The sequence below is a fragment of the Pseudomonas sp. BIGb0558 genome, from assembly GCF_024807515.1.
In the GTDB taxonomy this organism is placed as follows: Bacteria; Pseudomonadota; Gammaproteobacteria; order Pseudomonadales; family Pseudomonadaceae; genus Aquipseudomonas; species Aquipseudomonas yamanorum_A.
On record NZ_JANUEW010000011.1, the window covers coordinates 123470 to 137827 of the forward strand.

The 14358-nt window shown below is 58.9% G+C and carries 13 protein-coding genes; 7 read left to right on the top strand and 6 right to left on the bottom strand.

Annotated elements, in window-relative coordinates; translation table 11 throughout:
• The first annotated feature begins 128 nt into the window (after positions 1 to 128).
• From M2400_RS15810 to M2400_RS15820, 3 genes are all read left to right on the top strand, one after another.
• Complete coding sequence (locus M2400_RS15810) at positions 129 to 2963, top strand: M10 family metallopeptidase C-terminal domain-containing protein (RefSeq protein ID WP_259195928.1); 2835 nt, start codon at positions 129 to 131, stop codon at positions 2961 to 2963.
• A gap of 239 nt (positions 2964 to 3202) precedes the next feature.
• A complete protein-coding gene (locus tag M2400_RS15815; RefSeq protein WP_259195927.1) occupies positions 3203 to 3976 on the top strand; it encodes a M10 family metallopeptidase C-terminal domain-containing protein in 774 nt (257 codons plus the stop codon).
• A gap of 177 nt (positions 3977 to 4153) precedes the next feature.
• The gene (locus M2400_RS15820) at positions 4154 to 5641 is read left to right on the top strand and encodes a M57 family metalloprotease (RefSeq protein ID WP_259195926.1); all 1488 of its coding nucleotides are present in this window, start codon (positions 4154 to 4156) and stop codon (positions 5639 to 5641) included.
• Between the two features lie 6 nt (positions 5642 to 5647).
• Here M2400_RS15820 and M2400_RS15825 read toward each other — a convergent pair whose 3' ends face one another.
• A complete protein-coding gene (locus M2400_RS15825) occupies positions 5648 to 6337 on the bottom strand; it encodes a helix-turn-helix transcriptional regulator (RefSeq protein WP_259195925.1) in 690 nt (229 codons plus the stop codon).
• Positions 6338 to 6411: 74 nt separating this feature from the next.
• Here M2400_RS15825 and M2400_RS15830 point away from each other — a divergent pair, with 74 nt between their 5' ends.
• Positions 6412 to 7521: a cytochrome P450 gene (locus M2400_RS15830; RefSeq protein ID WP_259195924.1), complete on the top strand. Its 1110-nt coding sequence runs from the start codon at positions 6412 to 6414 to the stop codon at positions 7519 to 7521.
• A gap of 3 nt (positions 7522 to 7524) precedes the next feature.
• Here M2400_RS15830 and M2400_RS15835 read toward each other — a convergent pair whose 3' ends face one another.
• Positions 7525 to 8403: a LysR family transcriptional regulator gene (locus M2400_RS15835; RefSeq protein WP_259195923.1), complete on the bottom strand. Its 879-nt coding sequence runs from the start codon at positions 8401 to 8403 to the stop codon at positions 7525 to 7527.
• Positions 8404 to 8620: 217 nt separating this feature from the next.
• Between M2400_RS15835 and M2400_RS15840 the strand changes: the two genes are divergently transcribed.
• Both M2400_RS15840 and M2400_RS15845 read left to right on the top strand, forming a co-directional pair.
• On the top strand, positions 8621 to 8809 hold the full coding sequence (locus tag M2400_RS15840; RefSeq protein WP_177087582.1) for a type II toxin-antitoxin system HicA family toxin: 189 nt from the start codon (positions 8621 to 8623) through the stop codon (positions 8807 to 8809).
• A gap of 21 nt (positions 8810 to 8830) precedes the next feature.
• Positions 8831 to 9235: a type II toxin-antitoxin system HicB family antitoxin gene (locus M2400_RS15845; RefSeq protein ID WP_010166194.1), complete on the top strand. Its 405-nt coding sequence runs from the start codon at positions 8831 to 8833 to the stop codon at positions 9233 to 9235.
• Positions 9236 to 9241: 6 nt separating this feature from the next.
• On the opposite strand, the gene M2400_RS15850 is transcribed toward M2400_RS15845, so the two are convergent.
• The gene (locus tag M2400_RS15850) at positions 9242 to 10438 is read right to left on the bottom strand and encodes an MFS transporter (RefSeq protein ID WP_169385930.1); all 1197 of its coding nucleotides are present in this window, start codon (positions 10436 to 10438) and stop codon (positions 9242 to 9244) included.
• A 177-nt stretch (positions 10439 to 10615) separates the two neighbouring features.
• Between M2400_RS15850 and M2400_RS15855 the strand changes: the two genes are divergently transcribed.
• Positions 10616 to 11230: a DUF5666 domain-containing protein gene (locus tag M2400_RS15855; RefSeq protein ID WP_259195920.1), complete on the top strand. Its 615-nt coding sequence runs from the start codon at positions 10616 to 10618 to the stop codon at positions 11228 to 11230.
• A gap of 170 nt (positions 11231 to 11400) precedes the next feature.
• On the opposite strand, the gene M2400_RS15860 is transcribed toward M2400_RS15855, so the two are convergent.
• The 3 genes from M2400_RS15860 to M2400_RS15870 form a co-directional block, all read right to left on the bottom strand.
• The gene (locus tag M2400_RS15860; protein ID WP_063028168.1) at positions 11401 to 12405 is read right to left on the bottom strand and encodes a sulfate ABC transporter substrate-binding protein; all 1005 of its coding nucleotides are present in this window, start codon (positions 12403 to 12405) and stop codon (positions 11401 to 11403) included.
• A gap of 105 nt (positions 12406 to 12510) precedes the next feature.
• Positions 12511 to 13335 carry an ion transporter gene (locus tag M2400_RS15865; RefSeq protein ID WP_177043074.1) on the bottom strand — a complete coding sequence of 275 codons (825 nt, stop codon included), beginning with the start codon at positions 13333 to 13335 and terminating at the stop codon, positions 12511 to 12513.
• A gap of 31 nt (positions 13336 to 13366) precedes the next feature.
• Positions 13367 to 14242 carry an urea transporter gene (locus tag M2400_RS15870; protein ID WP_259199459.1) on the bottom strand — a complete coding sequence of 292 codons (876 nt, stop codon included), beginning with the start codon at positions 14240 to 14242 and terminating at the stop codon, positions 13367 to 13369.
• Positions 14243 to 14358: the final 116 nt, after the last annotated feature.

Sequence of the window (14358 nt, forward strand, 5' to 3'; positions counted from 1 at the left end):
TAAAGTGGCATTTGGAATATTGCCTTTTTCTATGGAAACTTAACCGGGTTTCGACGGCTAAATCGTCGAAATTATGACTCGCATTTTGCGGGTTGGTTACTTTTAGTAGTGAGAGGCCTATTTGGTTTATGAATTCTTTAGTTGCTCCATCCTTCACCTGTTACGCAAGAAACTCCGATATTCAATCGCTGGCCGTCCTTCCTGAAAAGCCAGATCATGAGGTCTCCGGTGCGGCGGCGAAAAAGCCATCCTTCACGACGGATCAAGCGGCCGCGCACATCACCCGAACGGGTTACAAGTTTCACGATCGAAATAACGATAAAAAAATAATCATCTCTTACAACTTTGCTGGTGGGTTTACCCCGCAACAAAAAGAGCGTGCCCGATTAGCGTTACAGTCATGGGCGGACTTGGCCAATATCACTTTCAAGGAAGGTGCCGCGAATGCGGATGGTTCAATGACCATTAAAGATATACCTGGTTTTAGTGGTGGGTGGGCGTCACTTCCGACTGAAGACATCTACGATGTTTCGGCCAATATTGGTACGGCGGATGCTGACGGTACTCAACCGCTGGGCAGTTACTTCCCGTTTGTGACTGTGCATGAGCTGGGACATGCCATCGGTCTTGAGCACCCCGGTGGCTACAATGGCGGGGGCAGCTATGACAGTAAAGCCGATTACGCGGAAGATACCAGGGCCCGCAGTGCCATGAGTTACTGGTCTGAGCGTAATCAGCCGGGGCATGATTTCAACTCGCGGATGCCTTCCGCTCCGATGATTGATGATATCGCGGCGATTCAGCGTGTTTATGGCGTGAATACTCAAACCCGGAATACCAACACCACCTACGGTTTTAATTCCAACACCGATCGAGACTTTTACAGCCTGAAAGACGGCACCGAGAAACCGATTTTTTCGGTGTGGGATGGCGGTGGCATCGATACGCTGGACTTCTCGGGGTTTGCACAGAATCAGACGATCAACCTCAATGCTGAGGCGTTCTCCGACATCGGCGGGCTCAAGGGAAACGTTTCGGTTGCGAAGGGCGTGGTGGTAGAGAACGCCATTGGTGGTTCGGGTAAAGACACCTTGGTGGGCAACCAGGTTGCCAATCGCCTGAAGGGCGGTGGAGGGGCAGATGAGCTGCTGGGCGGTGGTGGCGGGGACACCTTCATTTACGATCGGGCGAGTGACTCCACCCCCGAGAGCCCTGATCTGATCAAGGACTTTACCAGCGGTTCCGACAGGATTGACGTCTCTGGCGCGCTTAAGTCTGCCGGTATCAAGGCGCTTACCTTCGGTGCCTTGACGGGGCGGCCAGGCGATGCGGTCTTGAGCTTCGACCACAACACCGGAGAGGGAAGCCTGGCCATCGATTTTTCGGGAAATGGCAAGGCGGATCTCTATGTAAAAAGCAAAGGAGAGATCAAGCGTGGGGATGTCCTTGAACAAGGGGGCGAGCCGGATGATCCCAATCCCAATCCTGACCCCAAACCGGATCCGAAGCCCGACCCAAAACCTCGCAACACGGACACCACTTACGGTTTCAACTCCAATAGTGGTGATCCCGCCACTAGCCTCACCTCCTCCAGTGATAAACCCCGTTTCACGGTAAAGGACGCCGAGGGTATCGATACGCTCGACTTCTCGGGGTTCAACCAGAACCAGATCATCGACCTTCATTCCGGATCGGCTTCTGACGTGGGTGGCATGAAAGCTAACGTCTCGATCGACGCTTCCAGCATCATTGAAAATGCCATTGGTGGTGCGGGCAATGATCTGTTGATCGGAAATCACGTGAGTAACCGACTCAAAGGCGGGGGTGGTTCGGACAAGTTGTGGGGCGGCGGTGGCGCTGACACGTTTGTGTATGAACAGATCAGTGATTCAACGCCTGAGGCGCCTGACCTGCTGATGGATTTCATCAGCGGCACCGACAAGATTGATGTGTCGAAACTCATGAGTGCTGCCGGCATCCGTAAACTGGATTTCGTCAGTGTGTTGACGGGCAAGGCGGGTCAAGCCGTTTTGAACTACGACTCGCAGTTCGACACAGCCAGTCTGGCCATTGATCTCAAGGGCGATGGCAAGGTTGATCTGTTGGTGAAAAGTATCGGCGAGATCAAGGCCGGTGATGTCCTGGTTAGTGACGGGGGGGATCCAAAGCCGGATCCGAAGCCAGACCCTAAACCGGATCCGAATCCGAATCCGAATCCGAATCCAGACCCAAAGCCGGATCCGAAGCCGGATCCGAAGCCGGATCCGAAGCCAGACCCAAAGCCGGATCCAAAGCCAGATCCAAGACGAGAAGAGAAGGACGACACGATCTACGGCTTCAACTCCAACACGGGCAAGCCTCATATGACCCTGACGTCCGCCGCCGACAAGCCGGACTTCACCGTCCATGACAAGAGCGGTAACGATACCTTTGATTTTTCCGGCTTCACCCAGAGTCAGGTCATCAGCTTGAACGGGGGAACCCATTCCAGTGTGGGTGGGTTGAAAGATAATGTGTTTATCACCGAGAAAACCGTCATCGAGAATGCCATTGGTGGCGGTGGCGACGACAGGATGAGTGGCAATGAGGCAGACAACATCCTGATTGGCGGCGCGGGAGCCGATAACCTGACCGGTGGCGGCGGCTGGAACATCTTCAAATACAACGCAGCCTCCGACTCGACCCGCGAGCGTGCGGACCTGTTGATGGATTTCACCACCGGCAAGGACAAAATCGATTTGTCGCAGATGAGCAAGAGCGCGGGTGTCGATTTGAACTTTGTGGACAAGTACACCAGCAAGGCGGGCGATACGATCATCAAGTTCAATACGGTAACCGGGCGTTACTTGTTGGCAGTCGATTTGACCGGTGGAGGCAAAACGGAGTTTCTGATTAAAAGTACACGGATAATAAGCCCGGAGGATGTTATAGGCCTGACACTGAAGCCTGATACGTATCTTTGACGGCCTGGAACGTACACGGCGCTTTCTTGGGGTCCGAGAGGGCAGTTAATACAATCAGTGTCGGATACCGTGTTGATTGTGTGACTGTTATTGTTTAAGTACTTCTTCGGAAATAATATCGGGGTTGGTGAGTTGTACTTTCATATGGCAACTTATTGGTCCCGGTAAATAGGATTTCCGGGGCTTGTGGGCCGTGTATGGAAAGGCCCGTTATTTGGTCTTGTAAAGGATGTCATCACGTGATAACTGCCTCTCCCGTTTTTAATTTTTATGTACAAAACCCGGCAGTGCCGGCAACGCCGGGCAATCGTTATGCCGATAAGAGTGCCAGTACCGTGATTGGCCGGCCGGAACCCGAGCCGGGTGTTTCGGATACGGTCTACGGTTTTAACTCCAATACCGGCAACCGATCCATGAGCCTGCACTCTCTTAGTGGTGCGCCAAGGTTCACCGTACAGGACCGACGCGGAAACGATACCCTGGACTTTTCCGGGTTCAGCCAAAACCAGACGATTGATCTGCGTGATGGCGCGGCTTCCAGCGTGGGCGGCCTGCGTAATAACGTCTCGATAGGTAAAGGTGTGACAGTGGAGAATGCCGTAGGCGGCGCAGGCCACGACGTGTTGATTGGCAATAACGTCGACAATGTGTTGACCGGCGGTGCGGGCGGCGACGTTCTTTGGGGATTGGGGGGGACAAATACATTCCGCTATGAAAAAGCCAGTGATTCTCCCTATTACAACGCGGACCTGATCATGGATTTTGTCAGTGGCAGAGACAAGATTGATCTGACGCAAATGATGAACGAGATCAATACGCCCTTGCGATTGGTTGACCACTACACGGGGCGTATTGGCGATACGGTGGTGAAGTTTAATCCGCAGAGTGGCCGCTACTTTGTGGGGGTAGACCTCACCGGGCGTTGTGAATCGAACTTCCTTATTAAAAGTGCCCGATTGGTAAGGCCTTCGGATTTGGTGGGTCCTGTTGTTGAGCGGCAACGTCCGGTGTAAGACTGTTTGCTGAGGCGCGTACAGTCTAAAGGTTGATTGCACTATGCATCCGCTCTGCAGATGTCCGCGCCTTGGTGTTTTTTGGATTGCTTAAAGTATGGGCATAAGTTTTCCTGGTTTACGGTATTCAGAGATATTGGGGTGTTTAGCTATTAGTTAAAAGGAGCGTGCTGTTTTATGAGAAGTTCTTATCCTGGGGCTATTGAATTGTCGCCCTACAACTTGCCGGTGTCTGACCCTGGGCCGTTCGGGGTGGGTGCCAATAACAAGCCGTCGTATACGACGGACCAGGCAGCCAAACACATCACCCGGGAAAACATGGCGTTCCGGGACCGCAACGGTGACCAGAAAGTTGACCTGGCCTACACCGTAGACAAGCGTTTCACCCCCCAACAGCAACAGCGCGTGCGCCAGGCCGTGCAGTCCTGGCAGGACGTCGCCAACATCAACTTCAAGGAACAGACCGGTGGCGCTGATGGCACCGTCAACATAAGAAGCAATCCAGGAGGCGACGGCGGCGTCGCCACGTTTCCATCGCGCTCCACCACCAGCACCACGGCCACGGTTGGCACGCGCAGTGCCGGTACTGCGCCGGCCCTGGGCAGTCATTTTTCGGTGACCACCGTGCATGAAATCGGCCATGCCATCGGCCTGCAACACCCCGGTAACTACAACGGTGGAGGCTCAACCTATCAAAGCGGCGCGGTGTACGCCGGAGACACAAAGGCCCGCAGTGTGATGAGTTACTGGTCGGAGAAAAACCAGCCCGGCCATGACTTCCAGTCACAGAACCCGTCGGCGCCGATGATGGATGACATTGCGGCTGCGCAGCGGCTTTACGGCGCGAACCACCAAACCCGCAATACCGACACCACCTATGGGTTCAACTCCAATACCGAGCGCGAAGCGATGACCCTCAAGAGCGCCAGGGACAAACCCGTTTTTTGCGTATGGGACGGCGGCGGTGAGGACACGTTGGACTTTTCCGGGTTCTCCCAGGACCAGAAGATCGACCTCAATGCCGAGTCGTTCTCCGATGTGGGCGGCCTGAAGGGTAACGTTTCGATTGCCAAGGGCTGTGTGGTGGAAAACGCGATTGGCGGTGCCGGCCGCGACACCCTGATCGGTAATCAGGCCAACAACCGGCTCCAAGGCGGGGCGGGGGCGGACACGTTGCGCGGTGGTGGCGGGGCGGACACGTTCGTGTACGACAAGGCCAGCGACTCCACACCCCAGAGTCCCGACGTGATCGAGGATTTTACCAGCGGCACCGACCGGATTGACGTCTCGGGGGCCTTGAAAGAGGCGGGCGTCAGCGCGCTGGTGTTTACCGACCGATTCAGTGGCCGGGCAGGCGAGGCGATGCTCACCCACGATGCGGCGACGGGTCGCTCCAGCCTGGCGATCGACTTGAAGGGCCGCGGCAGCGCCGACCTGCTGGTCAAGAGCAACGGCGCCATCAAGCCCGGGGATGTGATTTGGGACGGTCGAAAACCTGAGGTTCAGCCAATGCCGAGGGTCCAACCTACCCCCTTGGTGCAGCCGACGCCGACCCCATCGCCGCCCGTTGATTCGACGATAGGCACACTGGCCGCGTTAGGCGAGATGATCACGAAGACACTCTCACTGTTGTTGCAGTTATTGGGCACCGCGGCCAGGCCTTGATGGCGGCTACAGGTCATCCATGCCAAATCGCTCAGCCAACGCCTTGCGCCCCTTTGGCGTCAATCCCAGTGCCCGGCTGTCAAGGTCCTGGGTCACCCATTGGCGCCGGATGAGACTCTGCAGCAAAGCAGCTCCCAGTGCGCCGGCCAGGTGAGGACGGCGCATGCTCCAGTCCAGGCACGAGCAGGCGAAACGACGCCGTTGGGTTCGCAGGGTGTCGACATCAACCCCTAATTCGGACATGGCTTTTTCGCCACCCGCCGTTAGCTGATAGGCATCAGCGCCTACCAGCCAGCCGGCCTCGATAAAGTGATCATGCAGGCGCACTGCCAACGTCCCGGCCATATGGTCGTAGCAGGTGCGGGCGAACTGCAATCGGCTGGGTGTGGTTGCAATGAACGCTATCGCGGTGTTTTGGCTGATCACCATCAACGCTTCAAGCACCTGGGCGATATGCGGGCCCGCAAGGCTGTAATAGCGATGCCTTCCCTGAGTATGCAGTTTAACCAGACTGTCTTCCTTGAGCCGTGCCAGGTGGGCGCTGGCGGTGGAGGCGCTGACCTCGGCGATGATTGCCATTTCGGTGCTGGTGCGCGCATGGCCGTCCATCAGTGCGCAAAGCATTTTGGTCCGTGCAGGTTCCGCAATCGCGCCGGCGACCCGGGAGAGGGCGGAGTCATCGTGGTGGGCATTCATATTTCGTTCCTGAACGAATCGTTGCCGTGTGCGGTGGCAGATAGTAGCGGTTCTTTAGGCACAGGATGTACTGAATGACCCCGCTGGAAGCTGCGACACACAACAACGCTTATGAGTATTACGCAGGCTTGAGGCTCAACGGCGAACTGCTGTTTGATGAAGGTCTCGGGCTATGGATCGCCAGCACTGCCAGGACGGTCGAGGCCGTGCTGACGCATCCCGATTGCCGGGTGCGACCACTGCATGAGCCGGTGCCTGCGGCCATTGCGCAAGGTGCGGCGGGGCAGGTGTTTGCGTCATTGATGCGCATGAATGAAGGCACACGCCATCGGTGCCCCAGGGCGGTCATCGAGCCGGCGTTGGCCTCATTGGCTACCGAAGATGTCGTGACTCGCATCGGTCCCCCAGCGGCTGATCTGAACGAATTCATGTTCACGTTTCCCTTGTCGGTGGTCGCGCATTGGTTGGGTTTTCCAGGCGATCAGTTGCGGGAAGTCGTCCAGCGGACTCGTGATTTTGTCGCCTGCCTTTCACCGTTGAGCAGCGAGGCTCAGCTGCGCGATGCGCACGCCGGGGCGAGCCGGCTAAGGGAAATGTTCAGCGGGTTGCTGGCGCAATCAGGGTTGCGGGAGCACATCCTTCGCAACTACGAAGCCAGTACCTGGGAAGACCCCGACGCATTGATCGCCAATCTGATCGGGCTGCTGTCACAGACCTGCGAAGCCAGTGCAGGTCTTATCGGCAACACCTTGGTCACACTGCATCGGTGCCCCGATCTGCTGGAACTCGTCCAGCGTACGCCGACCCTCACCATTGCGTTGGTCGAGGAGGTCGCCCGCTACGATTCTCCGGTGCAGAACACCCGACGATTCGTGGGCAGCCGCTGCACCATTGGCGACCGGACTCTGGAGGCTGGAGACACCGTGCTGGTGTTGCTGGCGTCGGCCAATCGGGATCCTGCGGCGAACCCGGAACCCGACCGATTTTTACTCGAGCGCCAGCAACGACGAACCTTCAGTTTCGGCTTGGGAAGGCATCAGTGTCCGGGTCAAAAAATCGCGGTCAGCATTGCCGCGCAGGCGATCCAGGATTTACAGCGTCGTCAGCAACGTGTGCTGAGCAGCCCGTGTGCGTTCAGTTACTGGCCGTCGCTGAATGGGCGTATCCCGCGCTTTCACGGGTAAGGATCAGCGCAACACGCCCTCCACGAACTCGATAAACGCCCGGGCCTTGGCACTGATCATCCGGCCTGTCGGCAACACGGCCCACAAGTCCCGGGGCGGCAGTTCCCAGTCGGTGAGGACTGCCTTGACCTCGCCACTGGCGATCTCCGGCAGGAACATCCATTCGGCGGTCATCGCCACACCCTGGTGAGACAGCACCCCTGCGCGGATGCCTTCGGAGGACGTGACGCGCAGGCGCCCGTGAGCGACCACCGGGTATTGATGGGCACCTTGAGTGAAGATCCAGCAGGTGCTTTCGCTCAAGCTATAGATCACCGCCTGGTGGTGCAGGAGGTCTGCCGGGGAGCGGGGTTCGCCATGGCGTTCAAAGTAGGCGGGCGTGCCGAAAATCCGGCAGGGGCTTTGGCCAATCTTGCGGGCCGTCAGGCCGGAGTCACTCAGGTTGCCGATGCGCATTGCGACGTCGATACCTTCTTCCACCAGATTGAGCAGGCGGTCGTCGAGTACGACGTCGACGTTCAGGCCGGGGTGTTGCTCAAGGAAAGGGCCCAGGTTGGGGATGATCTGCAAGCGGGAAAAAGTCACGCCCGCGCTGACGCGCAGGGTACCCGACAGTCCGTGGCTGGCGCCTCGGGCGGCGTCGTCGGCATCGTTGGCCTCGTCGATCGCGCGCTTTGCCTTCTCAAAAAACGCCAGGCCCGCCTCGGTGGGCGTCAGTCCCCGGGTGGAACGCATCAGCAACCTGACCGCCAGCCGGGCTTCCAGTTGGGCAATGCCTTTGGACACGGCGGGCTGGCCAATGCCCATGCGTTTGGCAGCAGAGGAAAACGAGCCTGTCTCCACGACGTGAACGAAGGTTTCCATGGCGGTGAGGCGGTCCATCGGGATGTCCTTTTGGCGGTGGCGTTTCGGGAATCATGGGGCCTTTGGGATAAGGGGGGGAAGTCAGTCGGTTGGCATAGAATTCATTCCCTAAGGGCATGAATTGATGGGTTTCCAACATCCAGTAAAACAGCCACCAGTCAGACTGACGAATTCTGTGCTTGAGTAAAGATAACTCTAGAGTTACTTTTATTCAGGCCGGAGCAAGGAGGCTGTGGTGCAAAGCAGGCTATTGATCAAAGAGCTGCAAGAGGCAGGTTGGGTGCTGGATCGGGTGACGGGCAGCCATCATCTTTTCACCCATCGCTATAACCCGTACACGATACCGGTGCCCCATCCCAAGAAGGATCTGCCCCTGGGCACCGTGCGAAGTATCAGGAAACGTGCCGGGCTGTTTTCGTTTTAGGACGGTTTAAGGAGATTTTCCATGCAATACCCAATCTGTATCGAATGGGGCGATGACTTTGTCGCCACCGGTATTCAGATCCCCGATATTCCGGGCGCTGTGACCGCCGGGGACAGCTTTGAAGAGGCGTACAACGCCGCCGTCGAGGTGGCGCACATCATGCTGCAGGAGATCGCGGCAGAAGGTCGGGTGATTCCGATGCCAACGTCGGTGGCCGCCCATCATGACAATGAGGAATACGCGGGGATGGGCTGGGGGATGTTGGAACTCGACATTTCGCCCTATCTGGGCAAGACCGAGAAGGTCAACGTGACCTTGCCCGGCTATGTGATCCAGCGTATCGACCGCTATGTGCGCGAGCACAAAGTAAAAAGCCGCTCGTCATTTCTGGCGGATGCGGCTTTGGAGAAGTTGGTGCGGTTGTAAGTTTGACTAGGCGGTGGCCACCGCCCCTTGCCGCGATGCACTCAAGAAGCGCAGCAAGGCCACCAGCGGGAACGCGCTGCCCACCAGCATCACCCCCAGCCAGCCGCCGTGTTCGTACACGCTGCTGGCAATCGCCGACCCGAAGGCGCCGCCGATGAAGATGCTGGTCATGTACAGCGCGTTCAGCCGGCTGCGGCTGTTGGCGTCGAGGGCGTAGATGGCGCGTTGGCCGAGGACCATGTTCATCTGCACGCAGAAGTCCAGGACCACGCCGGTTACCGCCAGGCCAATCACGCTGTACAGCGGGTGTACGAAGGCGGGCAGGAAGCTCAACGCGGCAAACAGCATCGCCAGCAGTGAGGCGCGGTGGGTGTGGCCGGCATCCGCCAGGCGCCCGGCGATGGGCGCGGCGATGGCGCCGAGGGCACCCACCAGGGCGAACAGGGCGATCTGGCTTTGGCTCAGGCCATGGTTGCGGGACAGTTCCAGTGGGGCGGCGGTCCAGAACAGGCTGAAGGTAGCGAACATGCAGCCCTGGTAAAACGCCCGCTGGCGCAGCACCGGCTGGCGGCGCAGCAAGGTGCCCAGCGAGCCCAGCAACTGGCCGTAGCTGGCGGCGTGATCGGGTTGGCGCTTGGGGATGGTCAGCATCAGCACCACGCTGATAAACGCCATCAGGGCCGCGGCAGCCATGAACATGGCGCGCCAGCCGAAGTGGTCGGCCACCACGCTGGACACAGGCCGGGCCAGCAGGATGCCCAGCAGCAAGCCGCCCATGATGCTGCCGACCACCCGGCCACGGGATTCAGCCGGTGCCAGGTGCGCCGCCAGGGGAATCAGGATTTGCACCGACACCGAGCTGAAGCCGATCAGCAGCGACACCAGCAGGAACAGGTTCGGCTGTTCGGTGAAGGCTGCGCCCAGGAGGCTGGCGATGGCCACCACGGTGGTGATGATCATCAGCCGGCGGTTTTCCAGCAGGTCGCCCAGCGGCACCAGGAAGAACAGGCCCAGGGCATAGCCGATCTGGGTCAGGGACACGATCAGGCTGGCCATGGCCGGCGTGAGGCCGATGTCCGGGGCAATCAGCTCGATGATCGGTTGGGCGTAGTAGATGTTGGCGACGATGGCGCCGCAACAGAACGCAAACAGCATCACCATGCCTCGGGTCATGGTGCTTGTAGCGTGGGGCGTAGCGTTCATGGCGTTCTCATAAAAGCGAAGAAAGAGGCGAGCGAGATTAAAGACTGGCCCGGGGCGGGAGTAGCCCGTTTGGGGTGATAACACTTATGCCGGGCATTAATGACTGAAACGTTAACTTTCGGGCTGAAGGTCGATGATACATTCAGTCACAACTGCATAAACAGGAAATCGACTGCCATGAAGATGACATTTAACCAGATGCTCCTGGCCTCAAGCCTGGCCGCGCTGATGACCGTGGGGGCTGCCCAGGCCCAGGATGCGCCGCGTGTCGGCGTGCGAGGTGCGATAACCGCGCTGGACGGCGATGCGATGCAGGTCAAGGTCAACAGCGGTGAAGACGTCACCGTGCACCTGACCAAGGACACACTGGTGCGCGCCGTTACCCTGGCGAAGATTGAAGATATCAAGCCCGGCAGTTACATCGGTTCGGCGGCCATGCCCAACGCGGATGGCACCCTGACGGCGCTGGAAGTCCACGTATTCCCGCCGGCCATGGCAGGCACAGGTGACGGGCATCGTGCGTTCGACCTGAAGGAAGGCAGCAGCATGACCAACGGCACCGTGGGTGACCTGGTGGTGAGCCATGGCCGGACGTTGACCGTGAAGTACAAGGGCGGCGAGCAGAAGATCGTGGTGCCGGATGATGTGCCGATCGTCAACCTGGAGCCGGGTGATCGCAGCTTGCTGAAGCCGGGTGTGAAGGTGGTGATGTTTGCGGCGAAGGGTGCGGATGGGAGTGTGACGGCCCAGGCGATTTCTGCGGGCAAGGATGGCGTGACGCCGCCGATGTAACGGCTGAACACGGAAACAAATGTGGGAGCGGGCTTGTGTGGGAGCCGGGCTTGCCCGCGATGCAGGCACCTCGGTCTATCAGACAAACCGAGGTGAGGCTATCGCGGGCAAGCCCGGCTCCCACAAAAGCCAGCTCCCACACTGGACTGCATTTTTTCAGTCAGAGCGGATTACTGCCCGCTGTAGATCTGGTCAAAAACCCCACCATCATTGAAGTGGGTCTTTTGCACGGTACGCCAGTCACCAAAGGTCTTCTCGACCGACAGGAAGTCGACTTTCGGGAAACGGTCGGTGTACTTGGCCAGCACTTTGGGGTCACGTGGACGCAGGTAGTTGTTGGCAGCAATTTCCTGGCCTTCCGGCGACCACAGGTACTTCAGGTATTCCTCGGCAGCCACTTTGGTGCCTTTCTTCTCGACCACTTTGTCGACGATCGACACCGGCGGCTCAGCTTCAGCGGAAACGCTTGGGTAGATCACTTCGAACTGATCACGGCCAAATTCACGGGCGATCATTTCGGCTTCGTTCTCAAACGTCACCAGCACGTCGCCGATCTGGTTGGTCATGAACGTGGTGGTCGCCGCACGGCCACCGGTGTCCAGCACGGGCGCGTGTTTGAACAGGTCGCCGACAAACTTCTTGGCCTTTTCCTCGTCGCCGCCGTTCTTCAGCACATAACCCCAGGCCGACAGGTAGGTGTAGCGGCCATTACCGGAGGTCTTCGGGTTAGGCACGATGACTTGCACGCCATCCTTGAGCAGGTCCGGCCAGTCTTTCAGGGCTTTCGGGTTGCCTTTACGCACGATGAACACCGTGGCCGAGGTGAACGGCGCGCTGTTGTTCGGCAGGCGGGTGACCCAGTTGTCGGGTACCAGTTTGCCGTTGTCTGCCAGGGCGTTGATGTCGGTGGCCATGTTCATGGTGATCACGTCAGCCGGCAGGCCGTCGATCACCGAGCGCGCTTGTTTGCTCGAACCACCGAAGGACATCTGCAGGGTCAGCTTGTCGTCCGGGTGCTCGGCTGCCCAGTGTTTCTGGAAGGCGGCGTTGTAGTCCTTGTAGAAGTCGCGCATCACGTCATAGGAGACGTTGAGCAGGGTGACCGGGGCGGCCTGGACGACGCCAGCCAGTGCGAGGCCGGCGGCCAGGAGAGAGGCACTAACGAGTTTTTTCACTGCTCATTCCTTGTTGTTCGAGAAGGTTTTGGGACACATAGGGGCAATATGCCAGCGACTATAGCCGGGGGTGCATAGTCGCTTAAAGATTAAAAAGAACTTTGCTTATTCCACTTTCTTGAAAAGCGCGCTGCCACACCGTGAGCAAAACGCTGCATTGGGCTCATGGCTGTTTTTCTTGCACACCGGGCAATCGGTTTGCAGCTGTTCGCCGCGCATCGCGTTGGCCAGTTCGGCGGTGAAGATCCCGGTGGGCACCGCGATGATCGAGTAACCGGTGATCATCACCAGCGACGAGATCACCTGGCCCAGCGGGGTCTTCGGCACGATATCGCCAAAGCCCACGGTGGTGAGGGTCACGATCGCCCAATAGATGCCTTTGGGAATGCTGGTAAAGCCGTGTTCCGGGCCTTCGATCACGTACATCAGGGTGCCGAACACCGTGACCAGGGTGCAGACGCTGACCAGGAACACCACGATCTTCTGCTTGCTGCCCCGCAGCGCCGACATCAGGTAGTTGGCCTGCTTGAGGTACGGGCCAAGCTTGAGCACGCGGAAGATCCGCAGCATCCGGATGATGCGGATGATCAACAGGTACTGCGCATCGCTGTAATACAGCGCCAGGATCCCGGGCACGATGGCCAGCAAATCCACCAGCCCATAAAAGCTGAAGGCGTAGCGCAACGGCTTGGGCGAGCAATACAGCCGCAGGCCGTACTCGATGGCGAAGATGATGGTGAAGCCCCACTCGATATACGCCAGCACGTTGGCGTAGTTGTCGTGGACCGCCTGGATGCTGTCGAGGATCACGATCACAAGGCTGGCGAGGATGATCAGCAGCAGGGTGCTGTCGAAGCGTCGGCCGGCCGGGGTGTCGCTTTGAAAAACCATGACGTAGAGACGTTCACGCCAGTGTTTGTTGCTGTCCATTGAAGTCGCCTGAATCGAAGATCAGCGAAGCCTAGGGGGATTCGAAGGGGCTGTCCATGCGGGTTTTCTGCATCACCCGGTGACTGGCGCGCACCAGCCAGGTGGCGAGGATAAACGGTGCGGTCAGCGCGGGCAGGTTGAGGCCGGTGAAGCCAGGTGTAAGGATAATCGCCAGGAAGACACCGACCAGCGGCAACCAGGGTTGGCGCCGATACTGGCTGAGGGCCAGGGCGACCAGCGCCGGGTTATAGCTGTGCAGGCCGAGCAGGGCGTCGGCGGGTTCGTCCATCAACAGGGCGAGCAGCACGCCGAGACTCGCGCCGATCAGCGCCCACACGGCGGCGCGGCGGCTGGCGATTAAAAGGCCGAGGGCGATCAACAGGCCAGCCAGGGGCTGGTCCAGCAGGATGACTTGGGCAAGGCCATTAAACGGCGCGCAGAGCAGGGCCCAGGTGCCGGGTTCGCTGGCGGCGAATGCGGCGGGCGCCGTGGTGCCCAGCAGCAGCCAGCCGAGCACCACAAACGGTGCGGTATAGGCGGGCAGGTCGTCGGGGTTGGCGGCGCGTTTGAGCCATTGTCGGGTGAGGATGGCACTGAGGCCGCCGCAGGCGAGGATCAACGGCGGCAAGAGTGCCGACCAGGTGAAGTGCTGGCTGATCAGCAAGCCCAGCAGCACACCGTTGTAGCTATAGAGGCCGGCTTGGCGCTCGGCCTTGGGATAGCCGCGGCGCTGGGCGGTCAGCAGGCCGGCGACACCGCCCAGCAGTGCGCCGCCGAGCAGGGCCGGGGCGCCGATCAGGATTGCCAGCAGGCAGAGCAGGCCGCACAGCGGGTGGCGCTGGAGGAAAATCTGGCTGAAGCCGTTGAGCAGGGCTTCGGCCCAGTCGGGGCAGGGTTGGTTGGGCATGGTGGGTGAGTCTGAGGGACCGAGTTGCCCCCATCGCAGGCAAGCCAGCTCCCACATTTGAACGGGTTCACAAATCAAAATGTGGGAGCCGGGCTTGCCCGCGATGAGGCCCTTAC

What these genes read in the sequence shown, in the direction of transcription:
- M2400_RS15850 (WP_169385930.1), bottom strand. Translation starts at nt 10,438, where the DNA reads ATGAACGCTACGCCCCACGCTACAAGCACCATGACCCGAGGCATGGTG.
- M2400_RS15820 (WP_259195926.1), top strand. Translation starts at nt 4,154, where the DNA reads ATGAGAAGTTCTTATCCTGGGGCTATTGAATTGTCGCCCTACAACTTG.
- M2400_RS15835 (WP_259195923.1), bottom strand. Translation starts at nt 8,403, where the DNA reads ATGGACCGCCTCACCGCCATGGAAACCTTCGTTCACGTCGTGGAGACA.
- M2400_RS15810 (WP_259195928.1), top strand. Translation starts at nt 129, where the DNA reads ATGAATTCTTTAGTTGCTCCATCCTTCACCTGTTACGCAAGAAACTCC.
- M2400_RS15855 (WP_259195920.1), top strand. Translation starts at nt 10,616, where the DNA reads ATGAAGATGACATTTAACCAGATGCTCCTGGCCTCAAGCCTGGCCGCG.
- M2400_RS15870 (WP_259199459.1), bottom strand. Translation starts at nt 14,242, where the DNA reads ATGCCCAACCAACCCTGCCCCGACTGGGCCGAAGCCCTGCTCAACGGC.
- M2400_RS15865 (WP_177043074.1), bottom strand. Translation starts at nt 13,335, where the DNA reads ATGGACAGCAACAAACACTGGCGTGAACGTCTCTACGTCATGGTTTTT.
- M2400_RS15830 (WP_259195924.1), top strand. Translation starts at nt 6,412, where the DNA reads ATGACCCCGCTGGAAGCTGCGACACACAACAACGCTTATGAGTATTAC.
- M2400_RS15845 (WP_010166194.1), top strand. Translation starts at nt 8,831, where the DNA reads ATGCAATACCCAATCTGTATCGAATGGGGCGATGACTTTGTCGCCACC.
- M2400_RS15825 (WP_259195925.1), bottom strand. Translation starts at nt 6,337, where the DNA reads ATGAATGCCCACCACGATGACTCCGCCCTCTCCCGGGTCGCCGGCGCG.